Below are 15,735 nucleotides of genomic sequence, written 5' to 3'. Positions count from 1 at the left end.
GAGTTACTAGTATCGATCGTATCTTTGCTGGAACAACGCCTTTATCCCAAACCAAATAGTTTTGCGATCGCAGGCAATAATTTATTAGTCGATTCAACCAGAGAAGCAACAGCAGGTAAGCCTGTAAATATCCCTTTCAACATGGTGATTGCAGTTTTCGCCGTCTTTTGCTTGGTGGATTCTTGAGGATTTTTACCCGCTTCTGCCAAAGCGTTCACCTGTTCTAGCGCTTCGGCTTTGTCTTCTTCTGACAAATATGTGGATTGGACGATCGCATCTTGCAACTGCGACAATAATTCTTTGATTCCTGGTTTCTCGGCATCGGTTGCATCAGGTAACTGATTGAGGGCAATACTCACGTTACCGCTAATGGTTCCTAGATTAGCAATAGAATTATTGCCTGCGATACCGCTAACATTACTGCTGCCTTCAATATTGATGCCACTGATATCAGACATATTTGTATCTCCTTGAGTATAAAATTTCGGCTGCTTGAGAGCAGTATCTACCATATTTTCTAAACTAATAATGCGCTGATCTTTTTCTACCAGCAATAATTGCTGACTCTGCGATAAAGCTTTGAGTTGATTATAGTCATCAAAATATTCTGCACTCAGTTGAGATTTATCGCTACCTGCGGCGGTTTTGGCTCTGAGCAAGATTTTATCATCGCCGCGTTTCTCCATTGCCACGATTTCTAACTCGGCTTCGGGATGTTTTTCGGCAAGGTTTTTGAAGGCTATGGCAACAGCACGGGGGTCAACGCCCTGATTGTGGTAAAGATCGAGGGTGTCAAAAATTGGCTTGATAAAGTCGGCAAAATCCCCGTCTGCAAATACCTCTCGTTTATTATCAGGTTTGCGGAGGGGGTCGGGGTCTTCTTTGGTTGGTAAGCGCATGAAGATATATTCACACCTCACCCCATGCAATTTAGTTGTATTTGTAATGCCCCAATCTTCAATGAAGGCTCCGGTCAGGGTTGCACCTGTTAAATCTGTGCCGTCTAGTTGGGTTTGCTTGAGCTTTGCTCTTGACAAATCGGCATCTTGCAAATTGGCTTCACTAAGATCAGCGCCGATAAAACTAGTATCTGCTAAGTTAGCTTTTTGTAAGTTCACACCTTGCAGGTTTTGACGGTCAAAATTTTTGTCTTGTCCTTGTCCTGTAACCAGCAGTTGACGTACTTGTGAGTCTTGAAGGTAAGTTAAACCAGGACGAACACGGTCAAGCATTTTGGCTTGATGCCAACAGGTATTAGTAAGTATAGTGTTTCGGAAATCTGTACTTTTAAGCGTCGCAGCAGTGAAATCAGCATTAGTCAAGTTAGCGCCACAAAAATTTGTACCTTCTATTGCAGCAAAGCGAACAGCGATATTGCGAATCAAAGCGTATTTTTCGTCTCCTTTCATTGCTCGCCAACCGATGTAAATGCTAAATAAGGCTACGGCAAAGGCTAAAGCTAAGGCTCCACTTATGATTACGATTACTGCTATGATTTTGCCAGAAGTAGGTTTGGCAAAGGATACAGCCACTGCTGAGGACAAGGTTACAATTATGGCTATTGCTCCGGTTGCGGCTACAGTTTCGGTAAAAGCAGCTACGGCTCCAGCGAAGGCTACGGCTACGATTACAACTACTGCTACACTTAAGCCTCCAACTGCCGCTCCAGTAAAAGCAGCTACGGTTCCGCCTTTGACAGAGGCAGCCACGCCTACAGCTCCGGTAAAAGCGAAAGCGAAGGCTTCTAAACCAGATCCTACTCCTTGAAAAATCGTACTTAAAAAGAAGGCAATCAATAGGATTAAAGTAGTGCAGCTTGCAATCTGCTTTTCTAAACTGGAGGCTTTAAATATTAATGGCACAAAATAATCAATTAAATATAAGAAAAATCCTGATAGTAATAAAAACAGCAACGAGAAAAGGGCTATGTAAGTTATTTTCCAAGTTTGTTGCAATCCAGCTTGTGCATAACTGAAGTTTACACCTGTCAGGTTGGCGTTAGTGAAGTTTGCCCCTCGGATGTCGGCATAGCTAAAGTTTGCACCCGCAAGGTCTTGTCTACCTTTGAAGTTGCGTCCTCGGAGATTTTGACCGGAGAAGTCTAAAGCCATGTTCCACTTTACAGAGGTGAGCAAATTTTACTACACCCTTACCCCTGTATATTCAGCAATGGTTAGATATATTTGTTAGTTGAGGCTAAAAGGTGCAACTTCGAGGATAAAAGGCGCAACTTCGAGGCTCAGAAGGTCATCGTTGAGCCTCAAAAGGTCAACGTCGAGCCTCAGAAGGTCAACGTTGAGCCTCGAAAGGTCAACGTCGAGCCTCAGAAGGCCAACGTTGAGCCTCGGAAGGTCAACGTCGAGCCTCGGAAGGTCAACGTCGAGCCTCAGAAGGTCAACGTTGAGCTTCAAAGGTTCAATGCTGAACTACAGCCACTGATTACCACTGTTCTACTATGAGATTCTCTACATAACTAAAATGCTCGGCGTTGCATAAATAATGCGGGATGAATTGGCGGCTAAAAATTCTATAACAGTTTACAGGTGCGATTTCTGTTATTTTAGCGATCAATACTTTTTTACTTGTTGCGCGTCTTCATCAGGTGGATGCCAACCACCTTTGATCCAAAGACGACGAGCTTTGACAATAGAGCCTTCATTATGACGTTCATCATTGAGGTCTAAACGATTACTTGTAGCTCGTCCTACAGAAGTAATGCCAATAATTGTTAGACCATCTGCTGACCAAATAAAGTGGTCAGACCACTTTTGCTGGCGTGGATTAAATAGAGGTAGCATCTGTCCTGTATCTGGATCAATTCCAGTGGTGAAATTGTAGCGATATCCATTGCAACGCTGACAAGCTAATGCCAAATTATCAGGGTCATCCGAACCTTTAAGAGACTGCGGTGTAATATGGTCAATAGAAAATAAAGCAGCACTTGCTTCTTCTGAAGAATGACAGTATTCACAAAGAAATTTCGCTCTTTGTCTGACTAATTTTTTGGTGGAATCATTAACTGTCATGATTGAGAAATGATTTTGGCATTAAGCAAGGTAAAAATTCTATCAAGTTCCAAGATGCCTGCCAATTCAGCATCTTCCTCGCTTGTTAGCAATCCAGCTTTCTTTTTCTCAGACAATTCTTCGAGTCGAGACTGTAATTCTTCAGTAAATTTAAACAAATATATGTCCCTAACTTTACTGAGTTTGATTCCAGAATCTACCCAGAATGAAGGTTGAACCATCATTTGAGTAATCATAAGCTGTATGTCTCGTTTAATTTAGCGGACTGGTGGTATTTTAACAGCGAGAAAGTAATCGTTTCGTCAAGAACATAAGTCTGTTGTATAAATTTGCCCATTTTCAGCGATGTCTGACGACAAGCCGCAACTCTTGGAGACGCTTTGCGAATGCGTCTACGCATATTGGTAAGCTTCTGTGGCTTCTTGGTAATAGCGTTCGCTTTGTTCAATAGCGTCAAAGATAGCTTGTTTCGTTGTCATAGCGATCGCTCAATGTCACTTTCAGCTTGTTAATATTTTATCTGCTAAACTGCGGTTCGCTCACACCCAGAAACTATAGCCAAGTCTATTATGTGGATATAGACACTGCACAATAACTTGCATTACAGGGAATACTGATGGAACGCTCGAAAATAATTGCCATTCTTACAGGTGCGATTTCGGTGATTTTAGCGATCGCCTACCTCATCGTAGTCCAACTCCTGGACTACCGAGATATGAAACCCGCCCCCATCAGCCAAGTTAATTCACCACCTGCCATTACTATCTCTCACTGGCAGGTTGACAAAATCACCCAAATATAAATCACATTTAGTCGATTTGTAGAGACGCAATCAATCGCGTCTCTTGTCATTTATATGAATTGATAAAACTAATGATAACTATTGATTCATCCCTCATTCGATACATAGATAAGAATAAATACCTATTATTTCTTGTTGAAATAGTTGATTATATAAGAAATAATTAGAGTTATTATCCTAAATTTATTTAATTAACTAATTCCCTTTTGACAGATATAACGGTAAGCTGTTTTTAACAAAATTAAATAAACATAAATTTGTATGTTCTGCGTAGGCGTAGTCCGTCGTAGATCGTCGCTGGGTTAACAGGGATCAACGCCAGTTGACTCAAAACCACAAATTTTTAATGACAATTATAGAGGTGAGTTAGATGGCTCAGTTTCTACTAGAGACTGTTTGGCTAGTTCCGTGCTATGCCTTAATAGGTGGCTTGTTAGCTGTCCCTTGGTCGCCAGGGATCATTCGGAAAACAGGGCCAAGACCGGCAGGTTACGTAAATTTGGTAATGACATTTTTGGCGTTTGTACATAGTGCGATCGCCTTACAAGCAACTTGGAATTATCCAGCCCAAGAAGTATTTATTCCTTGGTTATCTACAGCTGGTTTAGACTTAACCATTGCTTTGGATATATCCTCAGTCAGTGTCGGTGCTTTGGTTGTGATTACTGGCTTGAATTTGCTGGCGCAAATTTATGCGATCGGTTACATGGAAATGGATTGGGGTTGGGGACGCTTCTATTCATTATTGGGATTATTTGAAGCGGGATTATGTGCCCTTGCTTTGTGTAATAACTTGTTCTTCAGCTATGTAATTCTGGAAGTACTGACGCTGGGAACCTATCTACTAGTTGGCTTATGGTTTAGCCAGCCATTGGTAGTTTCAGGTGCAAGAGATGCGTTTTTAACCAAGCGGGTGGGAGACTTATTCTTGCTGATGGGCGTGTTGGCATTATGGCCTTTAGCTGGAACTTGGAATTATACAGAATTAGCTGAGTGGGCGGCTACTGCTAACGTCAACCCGACAACTATGGCATTGGTAAGTTTAGCTTTAATTGCTGGGCCGATGGGTAAATGTGCCCAATTTCCCCTGCATTTATGGCTAGATGAAGCGATGGAAGGCCCGGTTCCCAGTACCATTTTGCGGAACTCGGTAGTAGTAGCTAGTGGTGCATGGGTGCTGATTAAATTGCAACCAGTGTTAACCATCTCGCCCATAGCTTCCTCGGCGATGGTTGCCATTGGTGCGGTGACAGCCGTGGGTGCTTCTTTAATTGCGATCGCTCAAATCGATATGAAACGCTGTCAATCCTATTCTGTCAGCGCATACATGGGTTTAGTATTCATCGCGGTGGGAGTGCAACAAGACGAAGCGGCGCTATTATTAGTCCTCACCCACGCCATATCCGCAGCACTATTGGTAATGAGTACGGGCGGAATTATCTGGAATAGCATCACCCAAGACGTAACCCAAATGGGTGGATTGTGGAAGCGTCGCCCGATTTCCGGAATCGCCTTTATTGTAGGCAGTTTGGGATTAATTGGTTTTCCACCACTGGGTAGCTTTTGGGCGCTGATGGAATTAGCAGATGAGCTGTGGGAAACTCAACCTTGGTTAGTGGGAGTAATAATCGCGGTAAATGCTTTGACAGCCGTGAGTTTGACCAGAGAATTCGCTTTACTTTTTGGCGGTAAAGCTACACAAATGACACAGCGATCGCCTGAAGCTCACTGGCCGATGATTTTGCCAACAATGATTTTACTTGGCTTTAATCTACATCTTCCTTTCATCTTGCAAAATTTATCACTTTTACCAGATTGGGCAAGCCTAAATAAAGATGTCGCACTACTTTTAAATTTGTCAAGTATTTTCGGTTGCGGTATCACTGGTGTGATTTATTTCAGCAATATTCCCAAACCGATTCGCCTGCCTTGGAAAGGTTTACAAGACTTAATCGCATACGATTTTTATACCCCCAAACTCTATAAAATGACCATAATTTTTGGAGTTGCCAAAATTTCCCAACTTGCCGATATGATTGACCGCTTTGTAGTCGATGGCATCGTTAATTTCGTTGGTTTATTTTCGCTATTAGGTGGCGAAGGTCTTAAATATAGCAACTCTGGGCAAACCCAGTTTTATGCACTCACTGTTCTTCTAGGAGTAAGTCTTTTAGGAATGTGGGTAACTTGGCCATTTTGGGGAATGCAATTTTTAAATATGGTTTTTCAAATCTCGACAATTGGATAGCAGTAACAATCCTACTAAAAGTTAACAGTTTAATATTGTGAGGAGAATTTCATGAGCATACAACATCCCCAAATCAATCTTTCCAGAAGAGGTTTATTGAAGTTTGGTGCAGGTGCGATCGGTACAGGTGTATTGACAGCCGGACTTAGCTCAAACTTACTTGCAGCCGAAACAAAATCAGTACCAGATGATATTACACCCGATAAGGCACTGCAAGAGTTATTAGATGGAAATGATAGGTTTGTTAAAGCAAAACGTCGCAATCCTAACCAAACTCAATCACGTTTAGTCGAAATTGCCAAAGGTCAAAAGCCCTTTGCTTCTATTCTCGGTTGTGCAGATTCACGGGTTCCTTCAGAGATTGTCTTCGATCAAGGACTTGGAGATTTATTTGTCTGCCGGATAGCTGGTAATATTGCCACGACACAGCAAATTGGTAGCTTAGAATTTGGTAGCTTAGTATTAGGTACTAAAGTGATCATGGTAATGGGACATGAAAGATGTGGTGCGGTAGAGGCTGCAATCAAAGGCGCTCAAGTGCCAGGGCGAATTGGAACTTTACTTGAAGCAATTAAACCAAGTGTAGAAAGCTCAAAAGATCAATCAGGAGATAAATTAGCAAATGCTTGTAAAGCAAATATTTTGGCGCAAGTTGAAAAATTGAAATCATCGACAGTTTTATCGGAGTTAATCAAAGCAGAAAAACTGAAAATAGTCGGTAGTTATTACGATTTAGATACTGGAAGAATCAGTGTAGTAAGTTAGCTTTTTTGTCCTTTGTCCTTTGTCATTAGTCATTGGCTAAGAATAAGTAAGTCATCAAGAAATACAGTTCAGTTAAGCCTAAAAATTATCCTACTGAAGCGTATTGAGTCATAAAGGACAAAGGACAAAGGACAAAAGACAAATGACAAAGAACAAAGGACAAAATTCCCATGTTAAGTGTCTTGATTTGGCTCCCGATTTTCGTTGCTATTATCATAGCAATATTACCTGGAAGTATACCTAAGCATCGCATTCGTTTAATAGCATTAATATTTTCCGGAATAGTTCTCTTCTGGAACCTGTTTATCCTACTAAAATTTGATATCAGCAATCCAGGAATGCAATTTAAAGAGTATTTACCCTGGAACGAAACCCTTGGCTTGAGCTATCAAATAGGTGTTGATGGGCTTTCTATCTTGATGTTGGTGTTAAATAGCCTGCTTACCTGGATTGCTATTTACAGCAGTAGTCAAGAAACTGAACGCCCCCGGCTGTTCTACTCCATGATTTTATTAGTTAGTGGAGGAGTTGCAGGTGCTTTTTTAGCAGAGAATTTGCTGCTATTCTTCCTATTTTACGAACTAGAATTAATCCCCTTCTATTTGCTAATTTCTATTTGGGGAGGGGCAAAACGGGGTTATGCTGGGATGAAATTCCTGATTTATACTGCTGTTTCAGGAGCCTTAATTCTGGCGACATTCTTGGGTATGGTATGGCTTAGTGGTTCTACCAATTTTGCTTTTGATGCAGTCTCTACAGAAAATCTGTCAACAACAAAGCAAATCCTTTTACTAGCAGGAATAGTATTAGGTTTTGGGATTAAAATTCCCTTAATTCCCTTCCATACTTGGCTACCCGATGCTTACGTTGAGGCTTCAGCACCAATTGCCATTCTTCTCGGTGGCGTGTTAGCAAAGCTGGGAACTTATGGATTGCTGCGATTTGGGTTGGGTATGTTTCCTCATGCTTGGAGCATTATTGCACCGACTTTAGCAATTTGGGGAGCAATCAGCGCCATCTATGGGGCAGTAATTGCGATCGCTCAAAAAGATATCAAGCGCATGGTAGCATACAGTTCCGTTGGTCACATGGGCTATATCTTGCTAGCTGGTGCCGCTAGTACTCCCTTAGCACTCGTTGGTGCAGTCGCCCAAATGTTCAGCCACGGTATCATTTTGGCGATTCTCTTTCACTTGGTGGGAGTTGTAGAAGCCAAAGTTGGCACCCGCGAGTTAGATAAACTCAATGGTTTAATGAGTCCTATACGCGGTATACCCTTAATTAGCGCTTTATTAGTTTTAAGTGGGATGGCTAGCGCAGGTATTCCCGGTTTAACAGGATTTATTGCCGAATTTCTCGTCTTTCAAGGTAGTTTCTCTGCTTTTCCCATCCCGACAATTTTGTGTGTAGTGGCTAGTGGATTAACCGCAGTTTATTTTGTCATCCTCCTCAACCGCACTTGTTTTGGCAGACTCGATAACTTTGCCTACTATCCCAAAGTCCTTTGGCCTGAAAAAATCCCCGCTTTAATTTTGGCAGCTTTCATCATCTTTTTAGGAGTACAACCCACTTGGTTAGTGCGTTGGAGTGAATCCACAACTACAACAATGGTGGCTGCAATTCCCCCCTTAGAAAAAACCGTAATCTCTGAAGTAGCGCTGAAATAAAAAATACATCAAAACACTTGTAGAGACGGCGATAAATCGCGTCTCAAAATCTATCTCCCCAAACGCGATAAATTGCGTTTCAAAACCTATCCCCCAGACGCGATAAATCGCGTCTCTACCAATTTACGATTATCATGACAGCAATTAAAACAGCAATTAAATTACCCCCTTCAACGCATGAATTTGCCGAAGTAATCCACCGCTTAGAAGCAGGCGGTGCAATGTTACCCGATACTCCAGAAAATTTGATGCAAATCATCGGTTTATATAAAGCTTATGCTGTGCCGATGGATTTTTACTGGCGTGACCTACTTTATATTGCCGAACGCGAATTTTTAAACCCGCTTCCCTTCTTTAAATACTTCTTGCCCAAAGAGTATTTAGAACTGCATAATCATTACGCCGGCGACGATGCCGATTTACGAATTTGGCGCGGCGAAGCTACTGCACATCCAGAACTTTTGGCATTTATTGAAAAGGGTGAAACCTTTAAAATGCCGAAGTTGTTGCATCACTTGTTGCACGATCGCATTAACATGGAATTTGCAGAAGCTTGTATGCGGGCGATGTTGTGGCACAGAGGGATGGGTGGACAATTTGACCCTTACCTCGATTCAGACGAATACAAAGCCAACGCCGACAGAGCAATTAAAGCTTACTTCCAAGGGAACCCCGTCATGCTGGGGCTTTACAAGCTGTTCCCCGATATGTTTTTGGAACAGTGCCGCCAAATGTCATACTACGCCAACCTGGGCTTATTCTGGGAAGTCATGGCCCCAGTATTTTTTGAAATGTCCGATCGCTATGATGAAGGTACCATTAGCAGCGTCCCAGAGGCGATGAGTTTCTTAGTTAATGGTATATTTGCGATCGCAGGTCGTCCCATTTACCATCACGTTTATATTCGTGGCGAATGCTACGAAATTGTCCCCAAATCCAAGGGTTTCATGTGGCTATATGAAGCTGCATTACCTTATGTAGAAGCAGTTTTCTACCGCACTGCACCCTTCCGAGGCACAAAATCTTATAATGCTCAAGCGCGTCAAGTGCCGGAAGACCAAAAGGACTTTCACTATGGCATTCTTTACGCTGATGTATTCCCAGTGGGTACTGCTGGCATTCCCCCGACATTATTAATGCAAGATATGTTGCATTTTTTGCCACCATATCTTGTGGATTACTACAGCCAACATTGCCGGGGTGAAGAAGATATGTTGATTCAGTTAGGAGTGAGTTTTCAACGCTCAATGTACTGTGTCACTTCTGCGGTAATTCAAGCTTTGCGAACTGCACTTTTATATCCTTTAGATGACGAAAATCCCAAGCATTTACAAGCTAATCGAGACTTTTTTGAAATGCAGCTAAATCGCTTTACTCGTGCTGACTACGATATTCGTGATGCTGCTCGTTTAAGGAGCATTCAAAGTCAAGATTATCGATAAAATATCTCCATCTAAAACCTTTGTAGAGACGTATCACTGCTACGTCTCTACATTTTTTTGCAAATGACTTGGAAATGCGATCGCTAATAAAGAGATGCCAACACTTTATCAGCTGCTGCCCGGAATGCAGTTGCAGCACCAGCGCTCATGTCCCGTGGCGCACAGATGCGATTTCTCACATAGGCGAGTGTGATGGCACCAACCGCAGCCGCAGTCGGATCGGCATTGTCTTTACCACCCACGCGACCCCACGGTAATGCTGCACCATTGCCATTGATGAGATAGTCAGCCAGCAATCTGAGGTGAAAATCAACCGCCTCTTTAACGGCTGTGGTGTCGCCATTGACTGCTAATGCTTGCACCCCGGAGTTTTTCAGAATATCTCCTAAAGCAACTTCTCGGTTATCAGTCAACCTCTCAGCCGCTTCCGCCCGAAATTGGATTTCTTGGCTAACTGCTGAGTCAAGAGGTAAGGGATTGCCGATTGGAGTCACGCCCCATCGGCGACGCAAAAGTAAATTGTTGGTGATATCATCCGATTTGACGCGGTGATAAGCGGGACGCTGTTTGAGCGCTTCAAACCAGGCGTTGATCCGAGGATAGCGGGGATTTCCCTTGAGTTGATATCCGCGATAAACGGGTAAGTTAGCCGCCAATCTGTCTAAATGGGGACTATAAGTAATATCTACGACGCTAAATGTTGATAAAAAGTAGGGGCCGGGATACTTTCCGAGAAGTTGCTCCAGCTCGTCTAATTTCGCTTCAAAAGCTGCCTGTAAACTTGCTAATTCATTCGGATCTTCTGGGGGTTGTCTGAGAAATTGGTAGGCGATATCTCTCACACCATTGGTTTCAGCATCATCAAGCCACTGCCTAGCAACAGCGTTTTCTTTTGGGTCTTCAGGAAGCAAGGTTGGCCCAAATCGTTCTTCTAAGGCTAACAGAATATCTTTGGATTCATAAACTAACTTGTCCTCAATTTTCGCTGCTGGGACAAGGGTTGTAGGAACTATATCGGTATACCATTTAGGCTTATTAGTCAAATCGATAAACTCTGTTGCAAAGGGAATTTCTTTTTCTTCAAGAGCAAACCAAACCCGTTCGCAAAATGGACACCAAGAGTTGGTATCGCGGTAGAGCAGTACTGGCGGTTCTGTATCTGGTGGCAGTTTATGAAGACTGCTAGGAATGGGGGCAGTAGAAGGAGATTGCCCTGGTCTACGCACCCGTCGAGCCGGGGTATTTTGTTGGGCAATTTCTAACAGTTTTTCCCAACTAGATACTGTGTCTTGAATTGACATATTTCACCTTGGTTTAAGTTAAGTTTATTTCCACAAATGAGTCCGAGCTAATTTATAAAGTAAATATAAATACTGGCGTAGCAAGGCTACATTGTTGCAAAAAAATTGTAGGATGGTTGAGGAACGGAACCCAACACCTCTATCAATGTTGGGTTTCGCTTTGCTCAACCCAACCTACATCTATTTTTAAATAGATAAAAAGCTAAATTTTTGAACCTTGTCCATTAACTACTGTAAATCTATAAATTTACAGTAGTTAATGGTGATTATCACATGAAAGTAGTTTGAAAGCAAGATTTAATGTATCTATTTTTTGACTTACTTAAGCTGTCAAAATCAGAAAAATCTTTATCAATTCGAGAGGATAAAAAGCTTACAGCTATTTTCAGGTAAATAGACGACGCGGTAGGAGCGCAAGGCTTTGCGCCCCTACGACTTCATCGAGTGTAGCCCAAGAGTGAAGCACCCCATCCAATAAAGGCGCTACCAAAAACTAGCCATGCAGCATTGATGCGAAAGTGAATAGCTAGAATGGCTGAGACGATCGCGATCGCTAAACCGAGAAAATCTACAAATGGGGCTTGTGGTAATGTTAAAGTCGCTGCTCCCAGTTGCAGAGTAGTAACAACCATTAAGGCTACAGCACTAACATTCACAGCATCCAAAAATGCTCTAGTCCAAGAAGAGGCTCGTAAGCGTGGAATTAGAGGATTCAGGGCAGCAACGAAAACAAAAGAAGGTAGAAAAATTCCGATTGTGGCAACAATTGCGCCAGGTATGCCAGCAATGACATAACCGATAAACGTAGCAGTGGAAAGTACTGGCCCAGGGGTAAATTGACCAATTGCGATCGCATCTAATAACTGTTGTTGTGTCAGCCAGCCATATTCTTGAACTAATCCCCCTTGCAGAAAAGCCACCAAAAGGTAGCCACCACCAAACAAGACACTACCAACTTTGAGAAAAAACCAACCCAATTGCCATAAGGAAACATTGGCTACAGTAGATGCAGTAGCTACCGATGCCGCAAGTACAGCCGATGCTTTCAAAGTCGCACCTGTGCTGAGACTAGCAATCAGAAAGTTAGCTTTATCTCCTGGTTTGTCGTGTTTATCGCCAGAATGTAACCAAACCATCCCCAGCAATCCCCCAATTAATAGGGCAATTACTTCATTTAATTTGAATAACAATGTCAGCAATGCCACAGCGAAAGCAATTACTAGCAATTGGCGAGTTTTCACAGCCTTTTTGGCCAAGCCCCACAGAGCATTGATGATGATTGCTAAAACAGCCGGTTTAATGCCATAAAGCAAAGGAGCGACTTGGGGTAGAGTACCGTAGGCAACATAAACCCAAGCAAACCCGCCAGTAATTAGAACCGCAGGTAAGACAAAACAGACACCTGACACAATCAGCCCCAGCCATCCTGCATAGATGTATCCTATATGGATAGCCATTTCTGTAGAATTTGGCCCAGGAATTAGGTTAGTTGCGCCCAGCAAATCTAGAAAATGCTCCCTTGTCAACCACTGACGCCGCTTAACCACTTCATCTTCAATCATGGCTATATGGGCAACCGGCCCCCCAAAGCCGATGACGCCCAGTTTAAAAAACAGGTTGGCGAGTTCGCCCAAACGACTTGGTGCTGAGTTAGTCATTTTTGCTTGGCAATATACTTTTCAAGTAGGAATTGCTTCAGGTGAGGTTGTTCTAAATTTAAACCAAGCTCTTGAGCCTTCTGACTAATTTCCTCATAAGTCAGACCTTCACTAATCGCATTGGCGATCAAGGCAATACCACCAGCCCTTGCTCCAGCAGCACAGTGAATTAAAATTGGTTTGGGTAAGTTCTCAATCTCCTGAATTGCTAACTCTGTTTGCTCTTGATTTGCTTCTGAAGGCTTTAATGGGACATTGGCATATTGTAGTCCAGCCGCTTGAGCTTGCTGCTGTTCGTCACTAAGAAAACCTGCTTCATCGGGAGAACGCAGGTTCAGCACTGACTTAAATCCCTCTTGGGCTGCCTGTTTTAACTCTTCAGAAGTTAGTTGTCCGGCAGCGCTCAAGTCGTCACTAACTTTTTTAGTGTTGCTCATAATTTTTAAAGGCACTATTCCGATAGCTTTATCGTAGTTTATTCTGTAGACTATTTATAAAGCAATTTTTGTAGGGTGCTTTCGCCTAAAATGCAAATGCTTTGACCGAGGAAAGAATACTGACGAAAAGCAGCTTCTATTTTTTGAATTACATGAAAATCACAGTTTTCTCGCAGCATCAATTTTTCCAGTATTGCTATCAGTCTTTTAGCACTACTGTATAAATAATCGATCGCTTCAACGAAATAATCAGACTCAAAAGGCTGCGATCGCTCGGCTTAAATTTAAAAAGCCCTGATAAAAGTTCAGGGCTTTGATTTATATGCGGTTTATTAAATGCCAGCCTAAAATTTGTGCTAGCGCTTTTCTATAGAATTAATCATCCCTGAATCGCTTGCTTAAAGATAGCGGAGAACTACCCGTTTTCTACCTGGGTAGCTATTTAATAAAGTCTTTAGATTTGTATCTATCTTCACTCTGCGATCGCATTGCAGTAGAGGATAGCCAGCAAAAGCAGAACGTTTTTGTCAATAAAATCAATAATTCTTCGCGTGTCCGGTGATGCTGGACGTTAGGGCTGAACTTCGCGCCGCCGACGCTCCAGAAAGCGGCGTTCGCTATCATTTGTAACCAGCATGAGCGCGATCGCGTAACTCTCTGCGGCTGCCGCTGAGGCTCCGATGCGGCGCAGCATCTCGGCACGGGTGGCGTGAAATAGATGATAGTCATTAAGTTGGGGAGCAAGCCCATCAATGAGTTCGAGAGCTGTCTGAGGAGTCTCTATCATTGAGATTGCCACCGCCCGATTCAGCGAGACAATCGGCGAGGGCTGCAAGCGTTCGAGCAAATCATAGAGGCGGACAATTTGTAACCAGTCCGTTTCTTCTGCTTGTGCTGCTTGACAATGTAGTGCCGCGATCGCTGCTTGCACTGCAAACGAACCAATCTCGCCCCGCAGTGCCTCTTCAACAAGCGGTAGCGCTTCAGCAATCTGTTGTTGATTCCAGCGACTACGATCCTGATCTTCGAGCAACACCAGATCGCCTGCCTCATCCAGACGGGCATCGCGTCGGGAATCGTGCAGCAACATCAACGCCAAGAGTGCAGTCACTTCTGAGGGCGGTTGCGGTGCCATCAACATCCTCACGAGGCGACTCAGCCGAATCGCTTCTGTGCAGAGGTCAGCCCTCATCATCGTCTCGCCCCTAGTCGTCGCGTAGCCCTCATTGAAAATCAAATAGATCGCCGTCAGCACTGCGTCTACCCGCACAGACAGATCGGTTGTGTCCGGCACTTTATAGGGAATACCTGCATCCCGAATCTTGCGTTTGGCACGCACCAGCCGTTGCGCCATCGTTGCCGTGGGCACGAGAAACGCCCGCGCAATTTCATCTGTTTCAAGTCCGCCCAGCATCCGCAGCGTCAAAGCTACTTGCGCCTCGATCGCCAGTGCTGGGTGGCAGCAAGTAAAGATCAGCCGCAGTCGATCGTCTGGAATTTCGTCTGTATCGTAAGTTGGCTCCTCGCGGGTTGGGATTAACCCGGAGGCGGCGTACCATTCCAATTTTTCCGTCAGCCGTGTCCGCCGTCGGAGGCGATCGATGGCTTTGTATCGGGCTGTTTTGACGATCCACGCACGGGGGAGATCGGGCACGCCGCTCGACTGCCATTGATTCACGGCGGCTATAAAGGCTTCCTGTACCGCTTCTTCAGCCACATCGAAATCCCCCATCAACCGGATGAGGATGGCGACGATTCGCCCCCATTCAGCCTGATAAAGGGAGGCGATCGCTTGCTTTACGTCTGTTTTTCCGTTTGGGATTATACCTGACATAAAAAATTTTTGGCGAGGTGTCGATTTGAGTTAGCACCGTTCGACTTAATAACAAAGGGAAACAAGGGAGGTATACCCAGATCGTACTAAACGATAAAAATTTTTGGTGGAGTGTCGATTTGAGTCAGCACGGTTCGACTTACTGGCAAAGGGAAATAAAGGAAACAACCCCATGAAATATTTGCTGCTGATTTACCTGGAAGAAAATGCCCTGAGCCAAACTGAACGGGAACATTGTTATCTAGAATCCGCGCAACTGGCACAACAACTCAACTCGAAGGGGCAGTATCTCGCAACCGCCCCACTCCACCCTGTGGCCACTGCAACCAGCGTTCGGGTGCGCGACGGCAAACCATTAATAACTGACGGGCCGTTTGCAGAAACTCGCGAACAATTAGGCGGTTTTTTTCTAATTAATGCTCAGGATCTCGACGAAGCGATCGCGATCGCCGCGCGGATTCCAGGCGCGCACGTCGGCACCGTTGAAATTCGACCTGTGATTGAAGTTGCAGGCTTGCCAGAAAATTCGTAACTGCATTCAACCTCAACCTAAAA

Annotated in this window: 14 protein-coding genes; 6 read left to right on the top strand and 8 right to left on the bottom strand. The window is 43.7% G+C overall.

What is annotated here, in order from left to right; genetic code table 11:
* Positions 1–41: 41 nt before the first annotated feature.
* The 4 genes from AC1F2U_RS00230 to AC1F2U_RS00215 form a co-directional block, all read right to left on the bottom strand.
* Complete coding sequence (locus tag AC1F2U_RS00230) at positions 42–2,111, bottom strand: pentapeptide repeat-containing protein (RefSeq protein ID WP_480259312.1); 2,070 nt, start codon at positions 2,109–2,111, stop codon at positions 42–44.
* A 75-nt stretch (positions 2,112–2,186) separates the two neighbouring features.
* Positions 2,187–2,411 (bottom strand): hypothetical protein, encoded by a 225-nt coding sequence (locus AC1F2U_RS00225; RefSeq protein WP_480259311.1) that lies wholly within the window; start codon positions 2,409–2,411, stop codon positions 2,187–2,189.
* 156 nt (positions 2,412–2,567) lie between these two features.
* Positions 2,568–3,026 (bottom strand): HNH endonuclease, encoded by a 459-nt coding sequence (locus AC1F2U_RS00220; protein WP_480259310.1) that lies wholly within the window; start codon positions 3,024–3,026, stop codon positions 2,568–2,570.
* Complete coding sequence (locus AC1F2U_RS00215) at positions 3,023–3,262, bottom strand: hypothetical protein (RefSeq protein ID WP_094347747.1); 240 nt, start codon at positions 3,260–3,262, stop codon at positions 3,023–3,025. The genes AC1F2U_RS00220 and AC1F2U_RS00215 overlap by 4 nt, the downstream gene beginning before the upstream one ends.
* A 380-nt stretch (positions 3,263–3,642) precedes the next feature.
* Here AC1F2U_RS00215 and AC1F2U_RS00210 point away from each other — a divergent pair, with 380 nt between their 5' ends.
* The 5 genes from AC1F2U_RS00210 (at position 3,643) to AC1F2U_RS00190 (ending at position 9,950) form a co-directional block, all read left to right on the top strand.
* Positions 3,643–3,828: a hypothetical protein gene (locus tag AC1F2U_RS00210; RefSeq protein WP_480259309.1), complete on the top strand. Its 186-nt coding sequence runs from the start codon at positions 3,643–3,645 to the stop codon at positions 3,826–3,828.
* Between the two features lie 370 nt (positions 3,829–4,198).
* Positions 4,199–6,076, top strand: a complete 1,878-nt coding sequence (locus AC1F2U_RS00205) for an NAD(P)H-quinone oxidoreductase subunit F (protein WP_480259308.1) — start codon at positions 4,199–4,201, stop codon at positions 6,074–6,076.
* Between the two features lie 51 nt (positions 6,077–6,127).
* Positions 6,128–6,841 carry a carbonic anhydrase gene (locus tag AC1F2U_RS00200; protein WP_480259307.1) on the top strand — a complete coding sequence of 238 codons (714 nt, stop codon included), beginning with the start codon at positions 6,128–6,130 and terminating at the stop codon, positions 6,839–6,841.
* A gap of 170 nt (positions 6,842–7,011) precedes the next feature.
* Positions 7,012–8,508, top strand: a complete 1,497-nt coding sequence (locus AC1F2U_RS00195; RefSeq protein WP_480259306.1) for an NADH-quinone oxidoreductase subunit M — start codon at positions 7,012–7,014, stop codon at positions 8,506–8,508.
* Positions 8,509–8,642: 134 nt separating this feature from the next.
* A complete protein-coding gene (locus tag AC1F2U_RS00190) occupies positions 8,643–9,950 on the top strand; it encodes a CO2 hydration protein (RefSeq protein WP_480259305.1) in 1,308 nt (435 codons plus the stop codon).
* A gap of 83 nt (positions 9,951–10,033) precedes the next feature.
* Here the strand turns inward: AC1F2U_RS00190 and AC1F2U_RS00185 are convergent, their stop codons facing one another.
* The 4 genes from AC1F2U_RS00185 to AC1F2U_RS00170 all read right to left on the bottom strand — a co-directional run bounded on the left by AC1F2U_RS00185 (position 10,034) and on the right by AC1F2U_RS00170 (position 15,078).
* The gene (locus AC1F2U_RS00185) at positions 10,034–11,251 is read right to left on the bottom strand and encodes a glutathione S-transferase family protein (protein WP_480259304.1); all 1,218 of its coding nucleotides are present in this window, start codon (positions 11,249–11,251) and stop codon (positions 10,034–10,036) included.
* A gap of 437 nt (positions 11,252–11,688) precedes the next feature.
* Positions 11,689–12,909: a chromate efflux transporter gene (gene chrA, locus AC1F2U_RS00180; RefSeq protein ID WP_480259303.1), complete on the bottom strand. Its 1,221-nt coding sequence runs from the start codon at positions 12,907–12,909 to the stop codon at positions 11,689–11,691.
* Positions 12,906–13,346: a protein tyrosine phosphatase family protein gene (locus tag AC1F2U_RS00175; protein ID WP_292740392.1), complete on the bottom strand. Its 441-nt coding sequence runs from the start codon at positions 13,344–13,346 to the stop codon at positions 12,906–12,908. The genes chrA and AC1F2U_RS00175 overlap by 4 nt, the downstream gene beginning before the upstream one ends.
* 571 nt (positions 13,347–13,917) lie before the next feature.
* Positions 13,918–15,078 carry an RNA polymerase sigma factor gene (locus AC1F2U_RS00170; protein ID WP_480259629.1) on the bottom strand — a complete coding sequence of 387 codons (1,161 nt, stop codon included), beginning with the start codon at positions 15,076–15,078 and terminating at the stop codon, positions 13,918–13,920.
* A 208-nt stretch (positions 15,079–15,286) separates the two neighbouring features.
* Between AC1F2U_RS00170 and AC1F2U_RS00165 the strand changes: the two genes are divergently transcribed.
* Complete coding sequence (locus AC1F2U_RS00165; protein WP_480259302.1) at positions 15,287–15,712, top strand: YciI family protein; 426 nt, start codon at positions 15,287–15,289, stop codon at positions 15,710–15,712.
* Positions 15,713–15,735: the final 23 nt, after the last annotated feature.

Source organism: Nostoc sp. LEGE 12454, assembly GCF_056620565.1.
The sequence above is the reverse complement of the archived record's forward strand: the minus strand, read 5'-3'. Positions and strand labels throughout refer to the sequence as shown.

Coding starts and splice junctions, on each gene's coding strand:
- AC1F2U_RS00195 (WP_480259306.1), top strand. CDS start 7,012: ATGTTAAGTGTCTTGATTTGGCTCCCGATTTTCGTTGCTATTATCATA.
- AC1F2U_RS00210 (WP_480259309.1), top strand. CDS start 3,643: ATGGAACGCTCGAAAATAATTGCCATTCTTACAGGTGCGATTTCGGTG.
- AC1F2U_RS00190 (WP_480259305.1), top strand. CDS start 8,643: ATGACAGCAATTAAAACAGCAATTAAATTACCCCCTTCAACGCATGAA.
- AC1F2U_RS00170 (WP_480259629.1), bottom strand. CDS start 15,078: ATGGGGGATTTCGATGTGGCTGAAGAAGCGGTACAGGAAGCCTTTATA.
- AC1F2U_RS00200 (WP_480259307.1), top strand. CDS start 6,128: ATGAGCATACAACATCCCCAAATCAATCTTTCCAGAAGAGGTTTATTG.
- AC1F2U_RS00230 (WP_480259312.1), bottom strand. CDS start 2,111: ATGGCTTTAGACTTCTCCGGTCAAAATCTCCGAGGACGCAACTTCAAA.
- AC1F2U_RS00215 (WP_094347747.1), bottom strand. CDS start 3,262: ATGATTACTCAAATGATGGTTCAACCTTCATTCTGGGTAGATTCTGGA.
- chrA (WP_480259303.1), bottom strand. CDS start 12,909: ATGACTAACTCAGCACCAAGTCGTTTGGGCGAACTCGCCAACCTGTTT.
- AC1F2U_RS00205 (WP_480259308.1), top strand. CDS start 4,199: ATGGCTCAGTTTCTACTAGAGACTGTTTGGCTAGTTCCGTGCTATGCC.
- AC1F2U_RS00175 (WP_292740392.1), bottom strand. CDS start 13,346: ATGAGCAACACTAAAAAAGTTAGTGACGACTTGAGCGCTGCCGGACAA.
- AC1F2U_RS00220 (WP_480259310.1), bottom strand. CDS start 3,026: ATGACAGTTAATGATTCCACCAAAAAATTAGTCAGACAAAGAGCGAAA.
- AC1F2U_RS00185 (WP_480259304.1), bottom strand. CDS start 11,251: ATGTCAATTCAAGACACAGTATCTAGTTGGGAAAAACTGTTAGAAATT.